At 72.5% G+C, this 21,145-nt stretch carries 20 protein-coding genes; 10 read left to right on the top strand and 10 right to left on the bottom strand.

Annotation, left to right across the window (positions count from 1 at the left end; genetic code table 11):
- Nucleotides 1-68: 68 nt before the first annotated feature.
- Together ACIP5M_RS10565 and ACIP5M_RS10560 are read left to right on the top strand one after the other, a co-directional pair.
- Complete coding sequence (locus ACIP5M_RS10565) at nucleotides 69-710, top strand: hypothetical protein (RefSeq protein ID WP_401194593.1); 642 nt, start codon at nucleotides 69-71, stop codon at nucleotides 708-710.
- Entirely contained in the window at nucleotides 703-1,905 is a 1,203-nt protein-coding gene (locus ACIP5M_RS10560; protein ID WP_401194591.1) for a DUF6545 domain-containing protein, read from the top strand. Before ACIP5M_RS10565 ends, ACIP5M_RS10560 begins: the two co-directional genes overlap by 8 nt.
- Before the next feature lie 63 nt (nucleotides 1,906-1,968).
- On the opposite strand, the gene nadE is transcribed toward ACIP5M_RS10560, so the two are convergent.
- Complete coding sequence (nadE, locus tag ACIP5M_RS10555) at nucleotides 1,969-2,799, bottom strand: ammonia-dependent NAD(+) synthetase (RefSeq protein ID WP_401194589.1); 831 nt, start codon at nucleotides 2,797-2,799, stop codon at nucleotides 1,969-1,971.
- Nucleotides 2,800-2,906: 107 nt separating this feature from the next.
- Here nadE and ACIP5M_RS10550 point away from each other — a divergent pair, with 107 nt between their 5' ends.
- Both ACIP5M_RS10550 and ACIP5M_RS10545 read left to right on the top strand, forming a co-directional pair.
- The gene (locus ACIP5M_RS10550) at nucleotides 2,907-3,560 is read left to right on the top strand and encodes a maleylpyruvate isomerase N-terminal domain-containing protein (protein WP_401194587.1); all 654 of its coding nucleotides are present in this window, start codon (nucleotides 2,907-2,909) and stop codon (nucleotides 3,558-3,560) included.
- 97 nt (nucleotides 3,561-3,657) lie between these two features.
- Nucleotides 3,658-5,277 (top strand): protein kinase, encoded by a 1,620-nt coding sequence (locus ACIP5M_RS10545; protein WP_401194584.1) that lies wholly within the window; start codon nucleotides 3,658-3,660, stop codon nucleotides 5,275-5,277.
- 21 nt (nucleotides 5,278-5,298) lie between these two features.
- Here the strand turns inward: ACIP5M_RS10545 and ACIP5M_RS10540 are convergent, their stop codons facing one another.
- The 4 genes from ACIP5M_RS10540 to thpR form a co-directional block, all read right to left on the bottom strand.
- The gene (locus ACIP5M_RS10540; RefSeq protein ID WP_401194582.1) at nucleotides 5,299-6,546 is read right to left on the bottom strand and encodes a hypothetical protein; all 1,248 of its coding nucleotides are present in this window, start codon (nucleotides 6,544-6,546) and stop codon (nucleotides 5,299-5,301) included.
- 99 nt (nucleotides 6,547-6,645) lie between these two features.
- Entirely contained in the window at nucleotides 6,646-7,485 is an 840-nt protein-coding gene (locus tag ACIP5M_RS10535; protein WP_401194580.1) for a YhjD/YihY/BrkB family envelope integrity protein, read from the bottom strand.
- A 61-nt stretch (nucleotides 7,486-7,546) separates the two neighbouring features.
- Nucleotides 7,547-8,740 carry an epoxide hydrolase family protein gene (locus ACIP5M_RS10530; RefSeq protein ID WP_401194578.1) on the bottom strand — a complete coding sequence of 398 codons (1,194 nt, stop codon included), beginning with the start codon at nucleotides 8,738-8,740 and terminating at the stop codon, nucleotides 7,547-7,549.
- Nucleotides 8,741-8,843: 103 nt separating this feature from the next.
- Nucleotides 8,844-9,437 carry an RNA 2',3'-cyclic phosphodiesterase gene (gene thpR / locus ACIP5M_RS10525; RefSeq protein ID WP_401194575.1) on the bottom strand — a complete coding sequence of 198 codons (594 nt, stop codon included), beginning with the start codon at nucleotides 9,435-9,437 and terminating at the stop codon, nucleotides 8,844-8,846.
- Nucleotides 9,438-9,646: 209 nt separating this feature from the next.
- Between thpR and ACIP5M_RS10520 the strand changes: the two genes are divergently transcribed.
- The gene (locus tag ACIP5M_RS10520; protein WP_401194572.1) at nucleotides 9,647-10,105 is read left to right on the top strand and encodes an SRPBCC family protein; all 459 of its coding nucleotides are present in this window, start codon (nucleotides 9,647-9,649) and stop codon (nucleotides 10,103-10,105) included.
- A gap of 13 nt (nucleotides 10,106-10,118) precedes the next feature.
- Here ACIP5M_RS10520 and ACIP5M_RS10515 read toward each other — a convergent pair whose 3' ends face one another.
- Nucleotides 10,119-10,670, bottom strand: coding sequence for a helix-turn-helix domain-containing protein (locus tag ACIP5M_RS10515; protein WP_401194570.1), 552 nt, complete (start codon nucleotides 10,668-10,670; stop codon nucleotides 10,119-10,121).
- Nucleotides 10,671-10,867: 197 nt separating this feature from the next.
- On the opposite strand from ACIP5M_RS10515, the gene ACIP5M_RS10510 reads away from it, so the two are divergent.
- Nucleotides 10,868-12,103 carry a tryptophan 2,3-dioxygenase family protein gene (locus tag ACIP5M_RS10510; RefSeq protein WP_401194568.1) on the top strand — a complete coding sequence of 412 codons (1,236 nt, stop codon included), beginning with the start codon at nucleotides 10,868-10,870 and terminating at the stop codon, nucleotides 12,101-12,103.
- A gap of 31 nt (nucleotides 12,104-12,134) precedes the next feature.
- Here ACIP5M_RS10510 and ACIP5M_RS10505 read toward each other — a convergent pair whose 3' ends face one another.
- From ACIP5M_RS10505 to ACIP5M_RS10495, 3 genes are read right to left on the bottom strand one after another with little or no spacing between them, the layout of a single operon-like run.
- A complete protein-coding gene (locus ACIP5M_RS10505) occupies nucleotides 12,135-13,064 on the bottom strand; it encodes an ABC transporter permease (RefSeq protein WP_401194566.1) in 930 nt (309 codons plus the stop codon).
- Nucleotides 13,061-13,948, bottom strand: a complete 888-nt coding sequence (locus ACIP5M_RS10500; RefSeq protein ID WP_401194563.1) for an ABC transporter ATP-binding protein — start codon at nucleotides 13,946-13,948, stop codon at nucleotides 13,061-13,063. Before ACIP5M_RS10500 ends, ACIP5M_RS10505 begins: the two co-directional genes overlap by 4 nt.
- Nucleotides 13,945-14,334, bottom strand: coding sequence for a GntR family transcriptional regulator (locus ACIP5M_RS10495; RefSeq protein WP_401194561.1), 390 nt, complete (start codon nucleotides 14,332-14,334; stop codon nucleotides 13,945-13,947). The genes ACIP5M_RS10500 and ACIP5M_RS10495 overlap by 4 nt, the downstream gene beginning before the upstream one ends.
- A gap of 159 nt (nucleotides 14,335-14,493) precedes the next feature.
- Here ACIP5M_RS10495 and ACIP5M_RS10490 point away from each other — a divergent pair, with 159 nt between their 5' ends.
- Complete coding sequence (locus ACIP5M_RS10490; protein WP_401194558.1) at nucleotides 14,494-15,585, top strand: DUF5954 family protein; 1,092 nt, start codon at nucleotides 14,494-14,496, stop codon at nucleotides 15,583-15,585.
- Nucleotides 15,586-15,685: 100 nt separating this feature from the next.
- On the opposite strand, the gene ACIP5M_RS10485 is transcribed toward ACIP5M_RS10490, so the two are convergent.
- Complete coding sequence (locus tag ACIP5M_RS10485) at nucleotides 15,686-16,720, bottom strand: helix-turn-helix domain-containing protein (RefSeq protein ID WP_401194556.1); 1,035 nt, start codon at nucleotides 16,718-16,720, stop codon at nucleotides 15,686-15,688.
- A gap of 117 nt (nucleotides 16,721-16,837) precedes the next feature.
- Here ACIP5M_RS10485 and ACIP5M_RS10480 point away from each other — a divergent pair, with 117 nt between their 5' ends.
- The 3 genes from ACIP5M_RS10480 to ACIP5M_RS10470 all read left to right on the top strand — a co-directional run bounded on the left by ACIP5M_RS10480 (nucleotide 16,838) and on the right by ACIP5M_RS10470 (nucleotide 21,144).
- Complete coding sequence (locus tag ACIP5M_RS10480) at nucleotides 16,838-17,737, top strand: alpha/beta hydrolase (RefSeq protein WP_401195085.1); 900 nt, start codon at nucleotides 16,838-16,840, stop codon at nucleotides 17,735-17,737.
- Between the two features lie 227 nt (nucleotides 17,738-17,964).
- Nucleotides 17,965-19,071 carry a serine hydrolase domain-containing protein gene (locus tag ACIP5M_RS10475; RefSeq protein WP_401195083.1) on the top strand — a complete coding sequence of 369 codons (1,107 nt, stop codon included), beginning with the start codon at nucleotides 17,965-17,967 and terminating at the stop codon, nucleotides 19,069-19,071.
- A gap of 138 nt (nucleotides 19,072-19,209) precedes the next feature.
- On the top strand, nucleotides 19,210-21,144 hold the full coding sequence (locus ACIP5M_RS10470; RefSeq protein WP_401194553.1) for an NAD-binding lipoprotein: 1,935 nt from the start codon (nucleotides 19,210-19,212) through the stop codon (nucleotides 21,142-21,144).
- Nucleotide 21,145: the final 1 nt, after the last annotated feature.

The raw sequence follows: 21,145 nt of genomic DNA, 5'->3' as shown, positions 1-21,145 counted from the left end.
GCACCACGAGCACCACAAGAACCACAAGCAGCGCAGAGTACGTACGCAGGATGTCGGAGGGACGAGTCGTGGGGGGCAGCATCCGGGCATCGCTCGGCCTCGCAGCACAGACACTTCGTGAACAGCGGACGCTGCGCAAGGAGCGCAGGGACTTCCGGATCCGGCTCGGCCTCCCGGCGCACCCGACCCAGCACGAGGTGGTCGAAGCGGTCGGCCGCAGCCGAGGCCTGCCCATCCGCATCCTGCACCTGCCGCTGCGCCGGCCCCTGACCGGCGGCCTCCTCCACACGCCCGACGAGCTGATCCTCCTCGTCGACCGGGACTCGCCCAAGACGCTCCAGTCCATCGTCATCGGTCACGAACTCGCGCACATCTACCTCGGTCACGACCCGGAGGAGCACGGGCACGACCTCATGAACGACGAGATCCTCGCGCTCCTCGCGCCCGCGCTGAACCCGGCTGTGAGCCGGATGATGCTGGGCCGCACCTACTTCGACGTCGCCGGTCCCGGCCCCACACACGCCCACCCCCGTGCCGAGGGGGACGCCGCCAACCCCGTCGCCGGTACGCACGCCCACTGCGGCCCGTCCGCGGAACGCCAGGCCGAGATCCTGGGGCGGCTGATGGTCTCCATGATCGTCAACGCGGACGAGCCCGCCCACAGCGCCGAGGCCAACTCGGCCCTCCGCCACAGGGGGACGGGTGTCTGAGGACGCAGCCGACATCGTCTACCTCATCGTCGTGGCCATCGGCATATCCACCACGACGGCCAAGGTCATCGCCTGGCGCCGGGAACGCTCCGGCGCCCTGCGGCTCATCGCCACCTGCTCGGCGGTCGGCGTGGGCGCCTTCCTCTTCGCCACACCCGTCGTCTACCGGGCGGTCGCCGGTGCCACGGGCTCCCCGAACCTCGCCGAACTGCTCGTCTTCTTCTGCATCCTCGGCTTCTTCGCCCACACGCACGTGATGGCGATGCTGTGGCAGCCGGAGCCGATGCCCCCGCTCGCCGGGGTCAGCGCGCTCTCCGTGCGCCTGTCGGTCTACGGCCTGCTCGGCGTCCTGATGCTGGCCGGCTTCCTGTGGTCCGCCACCGGGGACACCCCCCACCCCATGGACTTCAACATCGCCTACGGCCAGGACCCCGGCGCGCTCCTCATGCTCGCCGCCTTCCAGTCCGGCCTCGCCTACGCCTCGCTGGCCACCGCGATCCGCTTCCACCGCAGCGCCCTGCTGTCCGCGCAGCGGGACCCGCGCCTGAGCCGTGCCCTGCACCACATCAGCGTCGCCACCTGGTTCATCGCCGGGTACGTCGTCTGCGTCGGACCGGCCACGCTCGCCGGGGCCCTCGGCTCCCACGCCCTCGACGCGCTGCACAGCCTCGGCCCGGTCTCGGGCACCATCGGCGCGTTCATCATCAATTACGGGTTCTCCGGCGCCGCCGTCGCCGCCTGGCGGGCGGACCGGCGCGACTACATCGCCCTGGCACCGCTGTGGGAGCTGACGCGCCAGGCCGATCCGCGCATGGCGCTTACCGAGCCGAACCGGCTCACCGAACTGGGTTTCTTCGACGTACGGGACTGGCACCTGCTGACCCGGATCGCCGACATCCTCACCGTGGTACAGAGCCTCGGCCCCTACTTCGACGCGGCGCCGGCCGACCGGATCCGGCAGGTGGCGGCCACCGAGCGCTGGACGCAGGCGGACGAGCGGGCCGCGGCCGCGGCGGCGACCCTCCTCGACGCCATCGCCCGCAAGAACGCCGGCGCCGAACCGCCCGCCGCGCCCGCTCCGCTGCCGGGCCGCGGGCTGAGCACCGCCGAGGAACGCGCCCACCTCGTCAAGGTCGCCGGCCGGCTCGGTCACCCGGCCGTACGGGCGGCCGCGGGCGTACCCGTACGGGGCTGACCGGGCGGCCTTCGCGGACCACGGGCGTCCACCCCCGCGGCCCGCCGAACCGCCCGCCTCGCCCTACGGGGCGATGGGCAGCCGGCGCTTGTGGTCGGTGAGCCGGTAGCGGCGGACGATCGTTTCGAAGGCCCGGCCGTCCACCGGCTTGCCTTCCAGGAAGTCGTCGATGTCGTCGTAGGTGACCCCCAGCGCGTCCTCGTCGGCCTTGCCCGGGTCGAGGGTCTCCAGGTCGGCCGTCGGGGTCTTCCACACCAGCTCGGCGGGCGCGCCCAGGGCGTCCGCGACGGCGCGCACGCGGCGCTTGGTCAGGCCGGTCAGCGGGACCAGGTCGGCGGCGCCGTCACCGAACTTGGTGAAGAAGCCGGAGACCGCCTCGGCGGCGTGGTCGGTGCCGACGACCAGGCCGTCGTGCGCGCCGGCCACCGCGTACTGGGCGATCATGCGCTGGCGGGCCTTGATGTTGCCGTGGACGAAGTCCTGGTGGCCGGCGTCGCGGAAGCCCACCCCGGCGGCCAGCGAGGCCTCCAGCGCGGCGTCGCTCGCGGGCTTGATGTCCACGGTCAGCACGTGGTCGGCCCGGATGAAGGAGAGGGCGAGCTGCGCGTCGTGCTCGTCGGCCTGGACCCCGTAGGGCAGCCGCATCGCGTAGAACTGCGCCTCGTGCCCGGCGGCCCGGACACGCTCGACGGCGAGCTGGCACAGCCGGCCGGCGGTGGTGGAGTCGACTCCGCCGCTGATCCCCAGCACGAGGGAGCGCAGCCCGGTGGAGGTCAGCCGCTCGGCGAGGAAGGCCACCCGGCGCTCGATCTCCCGCTCGGCCTCGAAGGTCTCGGCGACCTCGAGCTCCCGGGCGATCTCCTGCTGCAGGGCGATGGACGCCGACTCGCTCACGTCTGCTCCTTGGTTCCGGTGCACGATGTTGTCGCGCCCACCCTACCCAGCGGGTACGTGCCCCTTGCGCCGGGCGGCGGCCGCAGGGGTGCTGCTAGCTTGCGGGCGTGGAACTCTTCTCACGCTCCTGGGCGGCGTTGCGCAAGGCGGTGGCCGAACTGCCCGACGAGGACTTCGCGCGGCCGTCCGGCTGCACGGGCTGGCTCGTACGGGATGTGGTGTGCCACCTGATCATCGACGCCCAGGACGTCCTGATCACCCTCGTCACCCCGGCCGAAACGGAACCGACGCGCGACACGGTGACCTACTGGGACATCGTCGAAGCCCCGACCGGAGACGACCCGCTCGACGCGCTGACCGTCCGCCTTGCCGCCGCCTACCAGGAGCCGGGGCTGCTCAGGTTCCACCTCGACGACGTCGGCTCCGCTGCCGGTCGAGCCGCCGAACTCGCGGATCCCGCGCTCCGGGTCAGCACCCGCGGCGAGGTGCTCACCGCAGGCGATTACCTCTCCGCGTACGTCCTGGAATGGACGCTGCACCACCTCGACCTGATCGCCTGCCTCCCGGAGGCGGCGGACCCGCCCGCCGAGGGGCTCGCCCGGTCACGCGAGCTGCTGGAGAAGATCGCCGGAGCGTCGTTTCCCGCGTCGCTCTCCGACAGGGACGCGCTGCTGCTCGGCACCGGACGACGCCGCCCGACGGAAGCCGAGGAGGCCGAGCTGGGTGACCTGGCGGCGAAGCTGCCGTTCGTCCTCGGCTGACCCGGGCGGTGGGGGCGCAGGGCTCCGGGGGACACCCGTCCAGCGCTTAGGGTTACCTTGATCAACTCGTCGTTGATCGGGGGATCGGGGGAGGCCGATGAACAGCGCGACCGAGGTGTTCCAGCCCTTGCAGGCGGACGATCCGCCTTCCGTGGCCGGCTACCGCCTCGTGGCCCGGCTCGGCGCGGGGGGCATGGGCCGGGTCTACCTGTCGCACACCCAGGGCGGCCGCCCGGTGGCGATCAAGGTGGTACGGCCGGAGCTGTCCGAGGACCCGGCGTTCCGGCGGCGGTTCCGCCGCGAAGTGGAGGCGGCCAGACGGGTCCGGGGGGCGTACACCGCGGAGTTGATCGACGCGGAGGCGGACGGGTCGCCGCCCTGGCTGGCCACCCTCTACGTGCCCGGGCCCTCGCTGGCGGAGGCCGTCGCCCGGCGCGGACCCCTGCCGGTGCCCGCGGTGCTGTGGCTGATGGCGGGAGTGGCCGAGGCACTGCAGGCCATCCACGGAGCGGGCATCGTGCACCGGGACCTGAAGCCGTCGAACGTGCTCCTGGCCGCCGACGGGCCACGGGTCATCGACTTCGGCATCTCGCTCGCGTCCGGTACGACCGCGCCCACCGCCACGGGCAGCGCCATCGGCACGCCCCAGTTCATGGCCCCCGAGCAGGCGCTGGCGGGCGAGAGCACGGCAGCCACCGACGTCTTCGCGCTGGGCCAGACCGCGGGCTTCGCGGCACTGGGCGAGCCGCTGTACGGGGACGGCCCCTCCCCGACCGTGCTGTTCCGGATCGTGCACTCCGAGCCCGACCTGTCCCGGCTGCCGGAGCAGCTCCGTCCGCTGATCGCGCGCTGCCTGGCCGCCGATCCGCAGGAGCGCGCCACCCCGGCGGAGATCGTGGCGTGGTGCCGGCAGCGCCTGGGCGCGGACGCCGACGCGGGCGGCGGCCCCGCCGTCTGGCGCGAGGTGGCGGGGCCGGAGGTGACCATCCCGGCGCCCGTGCCGCATCCGACCCCGGTGCACACGCTGGCGCTGGTCCGCCGGGAGCCGCGACCGCAGTCGCCGGCGCCGGTGCCGGACCGGCCGCAGGAACGGCAGGCGCGCAGGCGGCGTACCGCGCTGACCGTCACCGCGGCGGTGACCGCCGGGACCCTGCTGCTGGCCCTCCTCGTCTGGACGATCGGGGACGCGGCGGGCAGGCTGCGCGAGCGGACGGCGGCCGGGGCCAAGCCGTCGGGCTCGGCCCAGGGGGCGCAGAAGACACCGCCGGCCGGAGTCGGCTCGTCTCCCGGCGGACGGACACCGGGGGCTTCCGGATCCGTACCGAGCCCGTCCCCGCCGGCGAAGCCCGTCCTCGTCCCCTACCCCATGGTGCGCATGGACGAGAAGAATTCGATCGGCGTCAAGGAGCCGGTCCAGCGCGAGGACCGTACCGGTGACATCCGCCTGGCCTGCGAGGGCGTCCGCTGCGCGCTGGAGAGCGACTCCAGCGTGATCACGATGCTGTTCGGCGAGCCGCACGGCTCGATCGAGGAGTGCCGGATCCTCCTCAAGGGCGCCACGGCGCGGAGCTTCTCGCTGGCCCCGGCGGCGGCCGGCAGCGAGTTCTGCGTCAAGCACCCGTCGGGGGACATCGTGTTGCTCGTCCTCCAGATCAAGTCGACGCTGGGACCGGCCCCCTTCGTCGTCGCGGACATGACGGTCTCGCGCGCGGCCTGACGGCTCGAGCGGCCTCCCGAGTCACCCGGCCGGTGCGCCGGCATGCCGATCGGCAGCCGCCTTCCCGGCACGGACCACCGACGGCCGGGAGGCGACGGTGACCACGAGGGAGACCGCGGCGGCGGCCGTGATCGCGGTGCCGGGGCTGAGGTGTTGGGCGGCCGCGCCGGCGAGCGCTGCGCCGAGTCCCTGCCAGGTCATCCGGCCGGCTGACTCGACGCCCTGGACCTGACCGCGTACCGGCTCGGGCGTCAGCTCGAGAAGCCGCTCCTGCAGGGGCAGGGTGGCCGCGAACCCGGCACTGGCGACGAACACCGCGGCGGCCGAGACCAGAACCGGGGGATGGACAGCGAACAGCAGGTAGGGGGCGGCGAGCAGCAGCCGCAGCGCGAAGGCGTGGCGGCGTCGGCCGTCGGCGCTCAGCAGGCGGCCGACGGTCAGGTCCCCGAGGAGCATGCCGGCCGATCCGGCCGCCAGGAGGGTGCCGGCGTGCCCCGGGTCGTAGGAGATGAACAGCGCCTCGCAGCCCACGACCAGACCGTTGGGGACCCACAGGTTCAGCAGCAGCGCCCGCCGGCCGGGGTGGGAGAAGAGCTCGGCGTTCGTCGTCCAGGTCCGGTGCAGGCCGGGGCGGCGGGTGAGACGGATCGAGCGTTCCCGGACGGTGGCCGCCACGGCGGCCAGTCCGAGCCCGGTGAGGACCGCCGCGACGACGAAGACCCCCTGCGGGCTGAGGTGGCGCTGCAGCACGGCGCCGGTGGCGTAGCCGAGGATCGCCATGCCGCCCGAGGTGATGTTCATCAGCGAACGCGCCGGCGCGTAGCCGGAGGCCGGTACGACCTCGGCGAGCAGCCCCATCCTCGTGCCGGTCCCCAGCGACTGGAAGAACCCCAGGACCAGCAGCAGTCCGAACCGGGCCGCCAACGGCAGCCCCGGGATGGCTTGAGCGGCGACACCTGCCAGCGCGACGCACTGGAGCGCGACGAGGGTCCGGCGCGGCCGCTTCCCGTCGGCGACCGACATCAGGGTCAAGGCGCCGAGCACGGTCGCGAACGTGGCCCCGTACATGCTCACGGCCGTCAGGAACGGGGAGTGCGTCTGGTGGTTGACGAGCGTGCCGAGCGCGAAGCCCGACAGGGTCGTGGCGCCGACCGTCAGGGTGAAGCCGGCATAGAGACCGGCGAACTCCCTGTTGCGCAGCAGAGCGCGATAGCCGGGGGCAGGGGCGGGGGTTGGCGCGGTGGTGGGTGCGGGGCTGTCGGAAGGCATGGAATCGGAAGGCATAAAAAAAGCCTCCGGACGCGTGAGTCGTGCGCGCCGAAGGCCAACACCCGCATTCTAGCAGGCCTGATGACTCGGTGGGGTCGGTCAGTCGAGGTGCGGTCGGGGTTTGGGAAGGGAGAACCCGTCGTGGAGGAGCCGGCCGACCAGCGCCCCGCCGAACACGACCACGCCCACCCCGAGCAGCCAGGACTGGATCACGAGGACCGTCCCGAACGGCCCGTAGGTGACGGCGCCGGAAGCGATCAACGGGGAGAAGACCAGCCGCGAGAACAGCCTGAGGCCGAGCAGGCCGACCATGGTGGCCACCGCCCCGGGCAGCAGGGCGCCCCAGGCGACCCGGCCGTCGAGCAGCATCCGCTGCGACCACCAGAAGAACAGGGTGCCGCTCGCCGCGGTGACCAGTCCGCGCGCCGGGGAGTCGCGCCAGACCGGTGTGATCGCGGACAGGTAGAGGAGCCCGATGAGGACGGCGAGCCACACCACGTGCCGCCACCTGGCCCACCAGCGGGCCGGCGGCAGATCCCAGACCCTCTCGTACCCGTTCTGCACCACCGTGCAGAACGAGACGCCGAACACGGCGAGTACGGCGAGGCCGAACGCCGTCGTGGTGCGCCACGCCTGGCCGGGCAGGGCGAACAATCGTTCTATCTCTGCCCTGGCAGCCGTGGACACGCCGAGCCCGTCCCCCAGCCACTGGGCGAACCCCCGCCCGCTCGCCGGGGCCGCCGCGGACACGACGATCAGCAGCGGCACCAGCGTGAGGAAACCGAGCGCCGCGAAACCCAGCGAACGCTGCCACAACTCGACGGCACTGACCTGCCCCCACCGGCGCCCGGCCCGGACACGGCGGATCGCGCGGCGCACCTTACGGAACGGAGACCAGAGCCCGGCGCCGCCGGAGGTGGCTCCCTTCCTGATGGCCATGCGAGGGCACCTCCGTGTGCCGGGCGGCACCACGGGCGCCGTAGGCCGTCGCTCTGTCCCTTCACGGTAGGACCACGCCGTGGGGGAGGCCACTTGCCCGGTAGGGGCGGAAGAACGCGCGCAGCTCCTCCGTGTAGAGCTCGGGCTCCTCGAAGGGGGCGAAGTGCCCGCCGCGCGGAGGCTCGGTCACGCGCGCCACGTTCGCCGTGCGCTCCAGCCACGCACGCGGCGGGCGGACGACGTCACCGCGGAAGAGGGAGAAGCCGGACGGCACCTCGACCCGGCGGGCGTGCTGGGCGGGCGGGATCGCGGCGTTCGCGCGGTACATGCGCATCGACGAGCCGATCGTGCCCGTGAGCCAGAAGATCGTGAGGTTCGTGAGGATCTCGTCCTTCGTGAAGCGCCGCTCGACATCGCCGTCGCAGTCGCTCCAGGCGCGCAGCTTCTCGACGATCCACGCGGCGAGCCCGGCCGGCGAGTCGGTGAGCCCGACGGCGGCGGTCTGCGGCCTGGTGCGGTGCACGGCCGCATAGGCGCCCTCGCTCCCGCCCCACGCCGCGGCGCTCTCGAGCCAGGCGCGCTCCTCGGGCGCGAGGTCCGCCGGGTCGCCGGCGAAGACGGGCAGACCCGCGTCGGTGCGGTGTACGGCCACGACCCGGTCGGGGTGGTCGAGTGCGAGGTACCGGCTCACATGGCTGCCCATGTCCCCGCCCGCGGCACCGAAGTACGGGTAGCCGAGGACGTCCATGAGCCGGGCCCACAGGCCGGCGACGGCGCGGGAGTCGGGGGGCGGGCCGGTGGGACGGTCGGAGTACCCGTAGCCCGGCATGTCGGGCACCACCACGTCGAACGCGTCCGCGGGATCGCCGCCGTGTGCGCCGGGGTCGGTCAGGAGCGGGACGACCTTCGTGTACCGCCAGAACGAATCCGGCCAGCCGTGGCTCAGGACCAGCGGCAGCACGGGCCCCGCCGGTGCGACGGCCCGGGCGTGCACGAAGTGGATCCCGAGGCCGCCGAGCGGGACGCGGAAACGGGGGAGCCGGGCGAGTGCCGCTTCCTGCGCCGGCCAGTCGAAGCCGTCCGCCCAGTAGGCGACGAGCTCGCGGAGGTAGCCGAGGTCGGTCCCGAGGGACCACCCGGCGTCCTCCGGCTCGTCCGGCCACCGCGTCCCGCGCAGCCGCGCCCTCAGGTCCTCGAGCGCCGCGGGGGCGGTCTGCGGGCTGAACGGCGCGGGGCGGGGCAGGGCGTCCGGCATGAGGTGCATGCTAGGGGGTGTCTTACGGATCAGGCCGGATGAGGCACCGGACACCGCGAGCCCGGCCTGATCCGTAAGACACCCCCTGGGGGTGAATGACGGCTCAGGCTCGTACGGCGCCGCCGCCGAAGTCCCACGCTTCGACGTCGCGGTAGCGGATCGGTCCCGGGCCGCGGCCGAAGTTGCTGCCGACCAGGTGCAGGCGTTCGGAGTGCCAGCTGCGCCCGGTGAACGCGCCGAGGGCGGCCGCGGCCTTCACCACGCAGGACGGATCGTCGCGTCCGGAGCGTGCCAGTGTCAGATGGGGACGCAACGGCCGGTCCTCGAAGTCGATACCGCACTGCCTGACCACGGACCGCACGTCGGCGGCGAGCAGGTGCAGCCCTTCCAGGTCCCCGCCGATCCCGCTCCACAGCACCCGCTCGTCGAAGTGCCCGCCGCCGCGCAGTGCCAGTTCCACGGGCCGGCGCGTCGCCGCGAGCTCCGCGAGCGGCGGCCGCAGCAGGGGAACGGCGGTCACCGGGAGCTCGCCGAGGAACGCCAGGGTGATGTGCCAGTCCTCGATGCGGTTCCACCGCATGCGCGGGTACGCGTCGTAGGCGGGGCTCAGTTCCCGCTCCAGCTCCTCCTTGGCGTCGTCGGGCGGGGCGAGGGCGATGAACACCCGAACGGTCGCGGCCGGTATCTCTTCGTTCACAAGGACTTCCTACCGTGCCCGGCGGGCTCAGTCACATCTCCTGCGTGCGCGCAGCGCAGGGCATGCGGCCCGACGCGTCCCGGCCGCCGTCATGGTGTGGTCTGCGTCACGGCGGAGGGTTGTCACGCTTCGCGGGCCTGTGCGGTCTCCGTGGTGTGCGCGGTACCCAAGCCGCGCGCCACGCCCGCTCGACCGAGAGGACGGCAGCCATGGAAACCATGACCGTGGAACGTGTCATCGGGGCCCCCATCGACGACGTGTTCACCTGGCTCACCACGACCACCCACTACACGGCTTCGCCGCTGGTGCTGCGCTGCCGCCTCACGCGGCCCGGCGACGGCGCGCCCTACGGGGTGGGCGCCATCCGCCGTCACCTCTGGCTCATCGGCCTGTTCGAGGAGCGCATCACCCGCTACGACCCGCCGTACGCCACCGAATACGTCGTCGAGCGGAGCCTGCCGCCGTCCCGCCATGAACTCGGCCGCATGACCTTCACCGAGGTGGAGGGCGGCACCCACGTCCAGTGGACCACCCGCGCCGAGATCGGCATCCCGCTGTTCGGCGCCCCCCTCACCCGCCTGATCGCCCGGCCGCTCATCACCCGTACGTTTCGCAACATCCTCGACGCCGCCCACACCGCACTGACCGCCCCGGCAGGCCGTACGTGAGCGGCGGATCCCCCTACCGGGGGTACCGGACGACGAGGAGCGCCTCGACGTCTCCCGCGGGCGCCTGGTACGTGTGAGGCGTGTCAGCGGCCCAGGAGGCGTGTTCGCCCGGGCCGACCCTCAGGGCGGGGGCGCCGAGCGGCCCGACGAGTGCCGTACCGGCCAGGACGACGATGTGCTCGGTGGTGCCGGGCGTGTGAGCCTCCGACTGCTGTGCGGAGCCAGCCCGGATGCGTACCCGGTAGGTTTCGGTGACCGCGGAAGCGTCCTCGAACCGCTCGGTGAGGACCGCGCTGACTGCCGCGCCGGATATCTCGGCGGCCGTCCCGGTCGTGTGCAGCGCGGTGCTGAGCGGTACCTCCAGGGCGGTCGTGAGGGCGTAGAGCGTCTCCAGGGTGGGGTTGCGGCGCCCGCTCTCCAGCTCCGACAGGGTCCCTTTCCCGACCCGGGACCTTCGGGCCAGCTCCGACAGCGACAGCCCGCGCTCTGTCCGCAACGCCCGCAGGCGGGCGCCGACCTGCGCGGCGAGGACCGCGGCGCTGTCGATCGGTCCGGTGGGTCCCATCGGTTCGGCCTCCGCTCGATCCATTCTCTTGGCCCACCCATCGTTCCACACACGGAACGGTGGGTGGGCAGGGCGTGGAGTGACAGCGCTGCCGCTCACCCATGCCCTGGCCCCTGTCAAGGCACGAATTCCCGAGACATGACGTGCGGTCTCTCGATCATGCCTAGTGGACGGTACCGCCAGGCAAGGAGAGACGAGTGGCGACGACTTCTGAGAGCAGCGCGACCCCGTGCGTGCGAGAGCGATGGGCAGCCGCCGACCCGGTGCCGGCGGACTCGGACGGAATTCATCTGGCCCGGTCCGTCACCGCATACGTGCGGCACACAGGAAGGCATCTCCTGCCGGAGCACATGCTGGTCCAGCTGAGCGCCATCCGGCGGCTGCACGCCGCGGGCCGGCCGTTCCTCGACGCTTTTCTCGACTGCATCCTCGACAAACACGAAGGGCGTTTCCGTAACCGCACCTACCTTGCGCTGCCGGTTCTGGAGCTGCTCGTGGAAGGGGATTCCGCGCTCAGCGCGGACCGGATGTCCACCCTGCTCATGTCCGACGTCGTGCACTTCGAGATCCAGGCGGCAGATGACCCGAGCGAGGGGCCCTGCCGGGCCGGCCGGCCGGATCCGGCGACCCTCGGCACACGGCTGCGGCACGCCCTGCGGTTCGTGGCGAAGGGCCTGGGCCGGGCGGAGACCTGCGACCTGCCGTCCCGCATGACGCACATGCCCCGGTCGCGGCTGGCGGATCTCGCCGGTCACCTGCCAAGGCCACCGGCGACGGATGCCTGGCGGTGGTTCGACGCGACCGTCCAGCCCGTGTCCACCGTGCACGACGAGTACTTTTTCATCCGCGTCCTGCAAACCCACGAAATGCTCTTCACCGCGATAGCGGAAGACATGACCGCAGCCATCGCGGCACTGCGCGCGGGGCACCCGGAAGAAGGCGTGAAGCGAATAGACCACGCGGTCGGCATGTTCGAGCGCGCCGCCGTGCTCTTCCGGATCGTCGCCACCATTCGGCCGGAGCAGTTTTCCTCTCTCCGCCAGTACACGCAGGGCGCCAGCGCCATTCAGTCCGAACAGTACAAGCGGTTCGAAATCCTCTGCGGGATTCCCACGCTCCGGCGCCTGCACTCGCCCGCCTTCACGAGCGTTCCCGCAATACGGGCCGCAGCCGAGGACGCCGGCCATGACACCGTCACGAAGGCGTACCTCGACCTGCGCGACGGCGGCGGTCCCGGCCGGGAGGAACTCAATCGCCTCGACGCGGCGCTCAGCCGGCTCGAAAGCGTCCACCAGCGGTGGAAATCGGCCCACCGCGGCCTTGCGGTGCGCATCCTCGGCGAGGAACGCGGCACGGGCCACACCGATGGCGTTCCCTATCTGACCGAATGCCTCGGGAACCGACTGTTCCGGAACCTCGGCACGAGCCTCTGAGCGGGCCCGGGGGCCGGCCGGCAGTGAGCGTTCAGATGCGTCGGGCCCGCACGACCCGGAAGGCGGCGTAGAGGAGGCCGGCGGCCAGGACCAGGACGAGGGAGGTTTCGATGAGCTGCGTGGGCCAGTAGTGCGAGGCCGGGTGGAACTCCGTGTACTGGCCGGTGATGTTCATGTCGGCGGGGCACACGCTCATGTCGTGGGTCCGGGCGAAACAGGCGGCCCTGGGCACGCGCTCACCCGTGGCGGTGAGGAGTCCGGAGTCCGTCATGAACGCGGAGTGGGGTGGGAACGCCGGCCGGCCGGGAAAGGGCGCGGTGTTGGTCTCCACGGGGAGGATCGACCATCGCAGGGCGCCGAGGCCCAGCAGCACCAGCCCGGTGAGCAGACCGGTGACCGACATGGCGAGGAGGGTGCGCCGGACCAGCTGGCCGGCGAGGGCTCCGAGGGCCACGCCGAGCAGGCAGTAGCCGATGAGCACCGGGCCGGAGGCCTCGTACGTCCCGCGGTCGGCCCAGTGGAACTGGTAGGTCCCCGATATCCGGACCCAGCCCAGGCGGTAGACCGCGGCCAGCGCGGCCGCCCCGAGCGCGGACACCGCGGCGGCCACCAGGACCTTCGCGCCGAGCCAGGCCCTGGGCGAGCTCGACTGGGTGAGGGCGAGCCGCCAGGTGCCGCTCTCCAGTTCGCGGGCGGTCATCGGGCCGGCCACGAAGGCCCCCACCAGCAGGGGCAGGAACAGCAGGCCCGTGCTCGCCGCCTCCATGAAGAGCCGCAGCGCGGTGAACCCGTGGTTCGAGGACGGTACGGTCATCCGCCCGGGGTCCGGGTCGCCCGCCCACGCGCGCAGGGCGACGACCGAGGCGAGGCCGAGGACCACGAGGGCGGGCACCGCCCACAGCGTGAGCCGGTGCTGGCGGACCGTGACCCAGTACGGGCCCTTCAGCGTCAGGGCGCTCACGCCTGGCCCCCCGCGGTGGCGAAGGAGCCGTCGAGGGTGAACGACGGGGCGTCGGGTGAACGCAGATGGGCGAGCAAGAGTTCCTCCAGGGACGGGTGCGTCGTCTGCCAGGTCCGGCTGTCGACAGGGCCCCGCAGCCGCACGAGTGCGGTCAGCTGGCGCCCCGCGGTGCGGGCTTCGACGACGGTGTGCGCGGCGAGTTCGGCGGAGGCGGCGGCCGGACCGGTGAGCAGCCGGTGGGCCGCGTGGACCTCGTCGATGGGGCCGGAGAGGCGGATCCGGCCCCCGTCGACGAGGAGGAGGTGGTCACAGGCGCCCTCCAGCTCGGTGAGGATGTGGGAGGACATCACCACGGTGGTGCCGTTCTCGGCGGCGTCGGCCATCAGCGTGCCCATGAGCTGGTGCCGGGCCAGCGGGTCGAGGTCGGCCATCGGCTCGTCCAGGAGGAGCAGGCCGGGGCGCTTGCCGAGGGCCAGGGCCAGGGCGATGCGGGTGCGCTGGCCGCCGGAGAGGGTGCGGACCTTGGCGTACGGGTCGAGTCCTCCGGCCTCGACGATCCGCTCCGCCGCCGTCGCGTCCCAGCGGCCCGGGTTGAGCTCGCGGCCCATGCGCAGGGTCTCGCCGACGGTGAGCTGCGGGTAGAGGGGCTTGTCCTGGGCCACGTACGCCGACCTCTCCTGCGGCGCAGTGCGCAGAGTGCCCTCGGTGGGGACGGCCAGCTCGGCCGCAAGGGCCAACAGGCTTGACTTCCCGGCACCGTTGGGGCCGACGAGCGCGCACACCCCGCCTTCGGGCAGCCGGAAGGAGCAGTCGCGCAGCGCCCACCCTCCCCGGCGTCCGTAGCGCAGGCCGAGGCCTTCCGCCTCGATCACGGTTTCCGTCATGCGTCGCCGTCTCCCTCGAAGTGTTGTTCCAGTACGGATGTGAAGAGCGCGGCCACGTCGTCCCGTTCCATCCCCGCGTCCCGGGCGCGCCGCGCCCAGTCGGCGAGTTCGTCGCGCAGCGGAGAGTCGGCCGGGGCGCTGCCCAGGGACCTGCGAATGAAGGTGCCCAGGCCCCGCTTCGCCTCCACGAGCCCTTCGCGTTCCAGTTCGCGGTAGGCCTTGAGGACGGTGTTCGGGTTGATGGCGGTGGCCTCCACGACCTCGCGCGCCGCTGGCAATTTGTCGCCGGGCTCCAACAGCCCCAGCCGCAGGGCCCGTTTGGTCTGCTGGACGATCTGCAGGTACGTGGCGATGCCGCTGCGCCGGTCGATGCGGTATTCCAGCACGCCTGCATCACCCTTTCACTAGGTAAGTAGTGAAAGGGTGATGCAGGGGCGCGGTCCGTGTCAACCTCAACCGGTCGGCAGTCGCCCGTCGTTGTGTTCGAATCGCGCGGAATCCGCGATTCAGGGACGTTGTCCTGCCGCAGTCGGGAGGATGGGGCCATGAACCGTCGCGATGTGGGACCGGGCGGACCCCGCCCGGTGGTGGTGCGGGTGCGGGTGCCGGTGGAGCCGGTGGAAGCCGCGGTCGAAGCCGACGCCGTGGACGCCGTGACCCGGGCGGGCGACGTGGTGGTGCGCGGTCCGTTGTTCGGGGTGGCGGCGCAGTCCGCCGAGGACGGGCCCCGGTGGCGGGTGGTCATCGAGATGACGGCGGGCTGCCCGCAGCTGGCGCGCGACGGGCTGAACTCACTGTTGTGGTTCCGGGCGAAGGACGAAGCGCACGACAAGGCGGAGCGGCGGGCCCTGCTGGCCGCGGTCGCCCGGCTGGAGAAGGAGCGGGTCGACGAACTCGCCGCGGCCGGAACCCGCTACCGGGTCGTGCGCGCCGAGGAGTACGCCGGCACGGGCCCGGACGGCATCGAGCAGCCACGGCCGACCGACCCGGAGCCGCCGGTCCCCGAGTGGGACCGTGCGACCAGGGACACGGCGGTCGACGACGGCCTGGTCCTGAACCCGGACGCGCCCGTCACCCCGAGCCAGGCCCTCGAGCAGCTGGCGCTGCGCGGCCTGTGCTACACCGGTGAACGCTTCCCCCCGGACGTGCGCGGTGACGCACTGCGCGCGTTGGACACCCACCCGGACGTGCTCCTGCTGCCCCCTACGTTCACGGTCGTGGAGCAGAGCACGGGCGGCTGGAGGCCGGTCAGCGGCCCGCACGCGACCGCGCACGCCGCCCGGAAGTCGCTGGACTTCGCCCTCACGTGGATGTGGCCGCGCATGCACGGGCACATTCCCCCGGGCGTCCCCCCGCGCACCGACGCCCGAACCGGTCTTCCCGACGGAGAACCGTCGGCCGGCGCGAGGAACGCGGAGCTGGCCGCGTACGCACGGGCGGCCGACACGCTCCGGGCCGGGCGCGTCAACCGGCTGGAATTCCAGGGCACCGTGTACCAGATCGCCCGCACCCGCCGCCTGCTGCGCTGGGGTCCCGACGGGCCCGAGGGCCCGCGCCCGTCCGACACCAACAGCCAGGACCCCACACGCATCCACCCCGGGCTCGACGAGGACGGCCACGTCATCCCCGAGCACTGACCCCGCCCCCGTCCCCCTCCGCACCTGCGCATGCCGGCGGGGGCGGGCTGCCCAGCGAGCCCCGGCGCCCGTGTCGGGTGCCGGCCGCCGGACCCTCCCGTCAGTCCTCGAGCAGCCGCCATGCGGTGAGGGCGAGCCTGACCCGCGTCAGTCCGGTGGGTTCGGTGAGCTCGACGTCCAGGGTCTTCGCGATCTGTTCGAGCCTGCGGGCGACGCTGCTGTGGTGCAGGTGGAGGAGGTCGGCAGCCCGGCGCAGGGAGCCGGTGGCGCAGTAGGCGTCCAGGGTCTCCATGTCTTCCGGGTTGCCGGCGACCCGGGCGACGGCGGCCACGTCGGCGTTGTCGCGCGAGGTCGCCCTGGGCACCTCGGCCAGGAGCGCCAGCGCGCCCAAGTCGGCGTAGTCGACGACCGGTTCGCGGGGACCGGTGAAGCGCAGGGCGGTGCGGGCCTGCCGCCAGGAACGGTCGGGGCTCCGCGCGGCGCCGATGCCCGCGCGTACGCCCGCCGGAAACCGGGCCGGGTCGATGACGGTGCTCAGGATGACGCCCACGCCGGCCAGAGGAGCCGCCTTGACATGGCCGGCCGGGCAGACCAGACCGCCGATCCGGTCGAGCGGGAGCCCGGACCGTACGGCGGCGACGCGCACCGGCAGATCGACGGCGAAACCCAGCAGCCGCAGCGCCCGGGCCCGGGCCGCCTCGTCGCTGTCGGAGCTGATCACCAGTTCCACCAGTGCGGGGTCGGCCATGGTGGTGCGCGCCGGGCCGTACCGCTCGACGACCGCCGCGGCGGCGAGGGCGAGCCGTTCCAGCAGCACCTCGTCGAGCGGATGGGGCGGGCCGGGGCGTTCCAGCCACACCGTCCCGATCTCCTCCTCGTCGAGCGTCACCGGCACCGTGGTGGACGCGGGCGCCGGCGGCGCCGACGCCTCCCTGCCGTCGGGAGAGACGCGAACCGGGCGCCCGGTGCCGTGGAGCCGGATCCCGGCCACGCACTCGGCCAGGCCCGCCGACGCCCGGGCGAGCGCCGGGAGGTCCACCCGCCGGCGCATCAGCGTGTCGTAGAACGCGATGACGCGGATCGCGCCTTCGGCGTACGGATCAAGTCCTGACAGCCGTACGGCCAGTGCCTCCATGTCAGAAGGATAGAAGGGGACATGAGGGCAGGGGCCCGCCGGGCGGCGCGTGATCAGGGCCGGATGCGCGACGGATGGCGGATGAACCCCGGTGGGACGGCGATCAGGATGGTCGTCATGGATCCCGAACTCGAAGCGTTCCTCCCGTTCCTCCCGCAACTCGACATGAACGACCCCGTCGCGGCACGCAAGGAATTCGCCGAGCGCGCCGCCGCGGCGCCGGCACCGGACACCTCGGACCTGGAGGTCACCGACCGCACGGTGCCCGCCGATCCGGACGTGCCGGTGCGCATCTACCGCCCGCACCGCGCACACGGTGGCGCCGTCGTCTGGCTGCACGGCGGCGGCGGGGTCTTCGGTGACCTGGACACCGAACACCCCTGGGCCGCCCGGATCGCGGCCCTCTCCGGGGCGGTGGTGATCTCGGTGGGCTACCGCCTCGCGCCCGAGGACCCCTTCCCGGCCGCCCTGGACGACACCTACGCCGTACTCGTCTGGGCGGCCGAGAACGCCGCCGAACTGGGCATCGACCCGGCGCGCATCGCCGTCGGCGGTCACAGCGCCGGCGCGAACATCTCGGCCGCGGTGGCCCTGCGGGCACGTGACGAGCAGGGGCCGGGGATCTGCTTCCAACTGCTCAACCAGCCGGGACTGGACGACCGGCAGGAGACGTGGTCGGCGCGGAACTTCACCGACACGCCCTGGTTCAACCACGACCGGATCGCAGCGGTGTGGCGGCACTACCTGGGCTCCCGGCCCGCCACGCCGTACGCCGCCCCCGCGCGGGCCGCCGATCTGTCCGGCCTGCCACCGGCCTACATCGCCACCGCGGAGTTCTGTCCCAACCGCGACGAGGGCATCGAGTACGCGCTGCGCCTGCTCCGGGCGGGCGTGCCGGTCGAGCTCCACCAATGGCCCGGAACCTTCCACGGATCGCAGGCGATCCTGTCCGCCGAGATCTCGCAGCGGCAGAACGCCGAACTGGGCGCCGCCCTGCGCCGCGCCCTGGCCCGGTGAGCCGTGGCCGCCGAACAGCCGAAGAAAGAGGCTCCGTTGTACCCCTCGATGACGAAAGGACGGATGACGCAGTGAAGATCCGACTGGTGGTGTGCGCGAGCGTGGCCGCGCTGAGCGTCTGCGCCGGCACGGTGGCGGCAGCCCCCGTGCCCCACGAGGCAGAGAACGCGTCGCCCAACGGCGCGAGCCCCTCGCCCCGTTTTGACCCCGCAGAGCTGAAGTCCGCCATGGACGGTGTCCACCGTGCGGGGATGCCGGGCCTCTTCGCCGAAGTACGCGACGGCGACCGGACATGGCGCGGCGCCTCCGGGGTCGCCGATCTCGCGACCGGCCGTCCCGTCAGGCCCGACATGCGACAGCGCGTCGGCAGCATCACGAAGAGCTTCACCGCCGCGGCCGTCATGCAGCAGGTGGAGCAGGGCCGGATCCGGCTCGACGCGCCGATCGGCGGCTATCTGCCACACCTGGTTCCGGGAGAACGCGGCCAGAAGATCACGGTCCGGATGCTCCTCAACCACACCAGTGGCCTCCCCGACTACATCCCCTACGCCTTCCCGTCCATCCGGCAGTACCCCTCGCCGCAGGCGTCCGCGAGCCTGGACGAGAACCGGTTCCGCCATTTCCGCCCGGCCGAGCTGATCGAGCTGGGACTCGCGGCGCCCCCCGCCGGCGAGCCCGGAGGCCCCATCGGGGTCTACTCCAACACCAATTACCAGCTCCTCGGCCAACTCCTGGAACGGGTGACCGGCACCACGGCCGAGGAGTACATCACCCGCAACGTCATCCAGCGTGCCGGCCTCCGGCACACGGAGTTCCCGGCCGGGACCCGGATCAACGGCCCGCACGCGCGGATGTACGAGTCCCTGTACGGCGCGATCGACCCGCCGCGCGACTACAGCGTCTACGACATGTCCTGGACCGGCACGGGGGCCGCGCTGGTGTCGACCATGGAAGACGTCAACCGCTTCTACGGCAAGCTGCTCGCCGGCGAGATCGTCAGCCGGTCGTCGCTGGCGCAGATGCAGCGCACGGTCCCGGTCCGCGCCCTGGACGGGACGATGATCAACTACGGCCTCGGTCTGCACAAGGTCAGCGTCGAGGGGTGCGGCACCTTCTGGGGCAGCGACGGTACGGTCTGGGGAGCCAGGACGATGGCCCTGACCCGGGACGACGGCAAGCGGCAGATGTCCGTGGCGCTCAACCTCGAGCGGTGGAACAAGCCGGACTCCTCCGGCAAGCCGCAGCCCCACCCCATCGACGGTGCGTTGTCCGCGCTGTACCGGCAGGCGATGTGCGGCGACACGACCGCCCAACGGGGCGAGGACACGCCGTAGTCCGGGTCCTTCCCCCGCTGCCGGTCTCCCGACGGTCGTGCAACTTCCTTGCGGGCCGCGCAAGGAAGTTGACCACCGGATGGGCCGTAACCCGGAGGGCGCCCACGGGTTAGCAGCACGGAAGACGAGGGAGATCTCATGGCGCAGCGGCACACGGCGTCCTTACGGCTGCGCCTCCGGTACCGGTTCGACAACCTGGTGGCCGGGGGAACCACCGCGCTCATCGGCTGGTTCGCCCTGGCCTGCCTCACCGTCGTGGTCCCGGCGAGCACGGTGCTCGTCTGGGCCGACCGGTCCGCCCCGAGGACCCTTTCCGGCCGGCTCGCGGCCGTGTGGGTGAGTGTCGGACAAACGCTCAAGATCGGGGGAGCGGTCGGTTCCCCCCTCTACGTGCTGGCCTCCGTCGCGCTCGCCCTCGTCGCCCTGCTGTTCGTGTCCACGCTGGTCAGTCTGATCACCACCGGCATCAACCGGCGCATCATGCAGCTCCGCCGCGGTCATTCCACCGTGCTGGAATCCGGGCACACCGTCGTGCTGGGCTGGTCCGACCAGATCTTCCCGGTGGTCGGGGAGCTGGTGGCGGCCCATGCCAACCAGCGCACGTCGGCCATCGCCGTCCTCGCGCCGATGGACAAAGTGGAGATGGAGGACGAGATCTCCACCTCCGTCCCCGACCCCGGCACCACGAGGATCATCTGCCGCAACGGCCGCACCACCGACCCGGCGGAGCTGGCCCGGGTGAGCCCGCAGACCGCGAAGGCCGTGCTCGTCCTGCCCCCCGACGGCGACACGGGCGACGCCCACGTGGTGAAGACGCTGCTCGCCCTCGACGCGGCGGTCCCCGAGCCCGGTCAGGCGGTGGTGGTCGCCGCCGTCCGCCACACCCGCAACCACCTCACCGCCCGGCTGGCCGCCGGGCGCCGCGGGCACGTCCTGTGCGTCGACGACATCATCGCCCGGCTCCTCGTCCAGACCGCCCGCCAGCCAGGCCTCTCGCTCGTCTACCAGGAGCTGCTCGACTTCGCGGGCGACGAGTTCTACACCGCCGCGCCCCACGGCCTCACCGGACGCACCTTCGGGGAGGCCCTGCAGGCGTTCACCACGTCCTCGGTGGTCGGTCTGCTGCACGCCGACGGCGCCGTCGTACTCAATCCGGACTCCGCTACGGTGATCGGCCCGAGCGACCGGATCATCCTCGTCTCCCGGGACGACGACACGGCCGTACCGCAAGACGCCGCCTCCTGCGTGGACGAGGACGCCATCGTCACGGCCCGTCCCCGGACGCCCGTCGCCGAACGCCTGCTGCTCCTCGGCTGGAACCGCCGCGCCCCGCTCATCGTGGAACAGCTCGACCAGTTCGTGAGCCCCGGATCCACCCTGGACGTCGTGTCCCTGGGCGGCGGCGGGGACGGGACGACACCCACCGGCTCGGACGTCGCGGGGACGCACAGCCGGCTCGAAGTCTTCTTCCACAACGGGGACATCACCGACCCCCGGGTGCTGGCCAAGCTCGACGTGCCGTCGTACGACAGTGTGATCGTCATCGGCGAGGCGGAGCGCGACGCCGCACTGCCGGCCGCCGCGGACACCGAGCCGGAGACCGGGACCGGGACGGACGACCGCACGCTGGTCACACTGCTGCACCTGCGGGCGATCGGGGAAGCCGCGGACCGCGAGCTCTCGCTCACCACCGAGATGTCCGACGACTGCAACCGGCTGCTCGCCCCCGCCCGCGACGGCGCCGACTTCATCGTCAGCGGCCGGCTGATCAGTCTGCTCATGACCCAGATCTCGGAGAGCCCCTACCTCGCCGACGTCTTCGAGGAACTGTTCGAGGCGGAGGGGAACGAGCTCCACCTGAAACCCGTCGCCGACTACGTACGGACCGACCGCGAGGTGGCCTTCGCCACCCTCGTCGAGTCGGCGCGCCGCCGCCGCGAATGCGCGGTCGGCTACCGGCTGCGCGCGCAGGCCGCCACGGGCCCCGCGTACGGCGTACGGCTCAATCCGGACAAGCGGGAGCGGGTCCGCTTCGGCGAGCACGACTGGCTGATCGTGCTCGCCGAAAGCTGAA

This window comes from Streptomyces sp. NPDC088762 (assembly GCF_044750905.1).
Classification (GTDB): Bacteria; Actinomycetota; Actinomycetes; order Streptomycetales; family Streptomycetaceae; genus Streptomyces.
This window is presented reverse-complemented; position numbering and strand designations above follow the sequence as displayed.

What these genes read in the sequence shown, in the direction of transcription:
- ACIP5M_RS10530 (WP_401194578.1), bottom strand. Translation starts at nt 8,740, where the DNA reads ATGCCGGACGCCCTGCCCCGCCCCGCGCCGTTCAGCCCGCAGACCGCC.
- ACIP5M_RS10485 (WP_401194556.1), bottom strand. Translation starts at nt 16,720, where the DNA reads ATGGAGGCACTGGCCGTACGGCTGTCAGGACTTGATCCGTACGCCGAA.
- ACIP5M_RS10540 (WP_401194582.1), bottom strand. Translation starts at nt 6,546, where the DNA reads ATGCCTTCCGACAGCCCCGCACCCACCACCGCGCCAACCCCCGCCCCT.
- ACIP5M_RS10520 (WP_401194572.1), top strand. Translation starts at nt 9,647, where the DNA reads ATGGAAACCATGACCGTGGAACGTGTCATCGGGGCCCCCATCGACGAC.
- ACIP5M_RS10480 (WP_401195085.1), top strand. Translation starts at nt 16,838, where the DNA reads ATGGATCCCGAACTCGAAGCGTTCCTCCCGTTCCTCCCGCAACTCGAC.
- ACIP5M_RS10470 (WP_401194553.1), top strand. Translation starts at nt 19,210, where the DNA reads ATGGCGCAGCGGCACACGGCGTCCTTACGGCTGCGCCTCCGGTACCGG.
- ACIP5M_RS10515 (WP_401194570.1), bottom strand. Translation starts at nt 10,670, where the DNA reads ATGGGACCCACCGGACCGATCGACAGCGCCGCGGTCCTCGCCGCGCAG.
- ACIP5M_RS10535 (WP_401194580.1), bottom strand. Translation starts at nt 7,485, where the DNA reads ATGGCCATCAGGAAGGGAGCCACCTCCGGCGGCGCCGGGCTCTGGTCT.
- ACIP5M_RS10490 (WP_401194558.1), top strand. Translation starts at nt 14,494, where the DNA reads ATGAACCGTCGCGATGTGGGACCGGGCGGACCCCGCCCGGTGGTGGTG.
- ACIP5M_RS10475 (WP_401195083.1), top strand. Translation starts at nt 17,965, where the DNA reads ATGGACGGTGTCCACCGTGCGGGGATGCCGGGCCTCTTCGCCGAAGTA.
- ACIP5M_RS10500 (WP_401194563.1), bottom strand. Translation starts at nt 13,948, where the DNA reads ATGACGGAAACCGTGATCGAGGCGGAAGGCCTCGGCCTGCGCTACGGA.
- ACIP5M_RS10545 (WP_401194584.1), top strand. Translation starts at nt 3,658, where the DNA reads ATGAACAGCGCGACCGAGGTGTTCCAGCCCTTGCAGGCGGACGATCCG.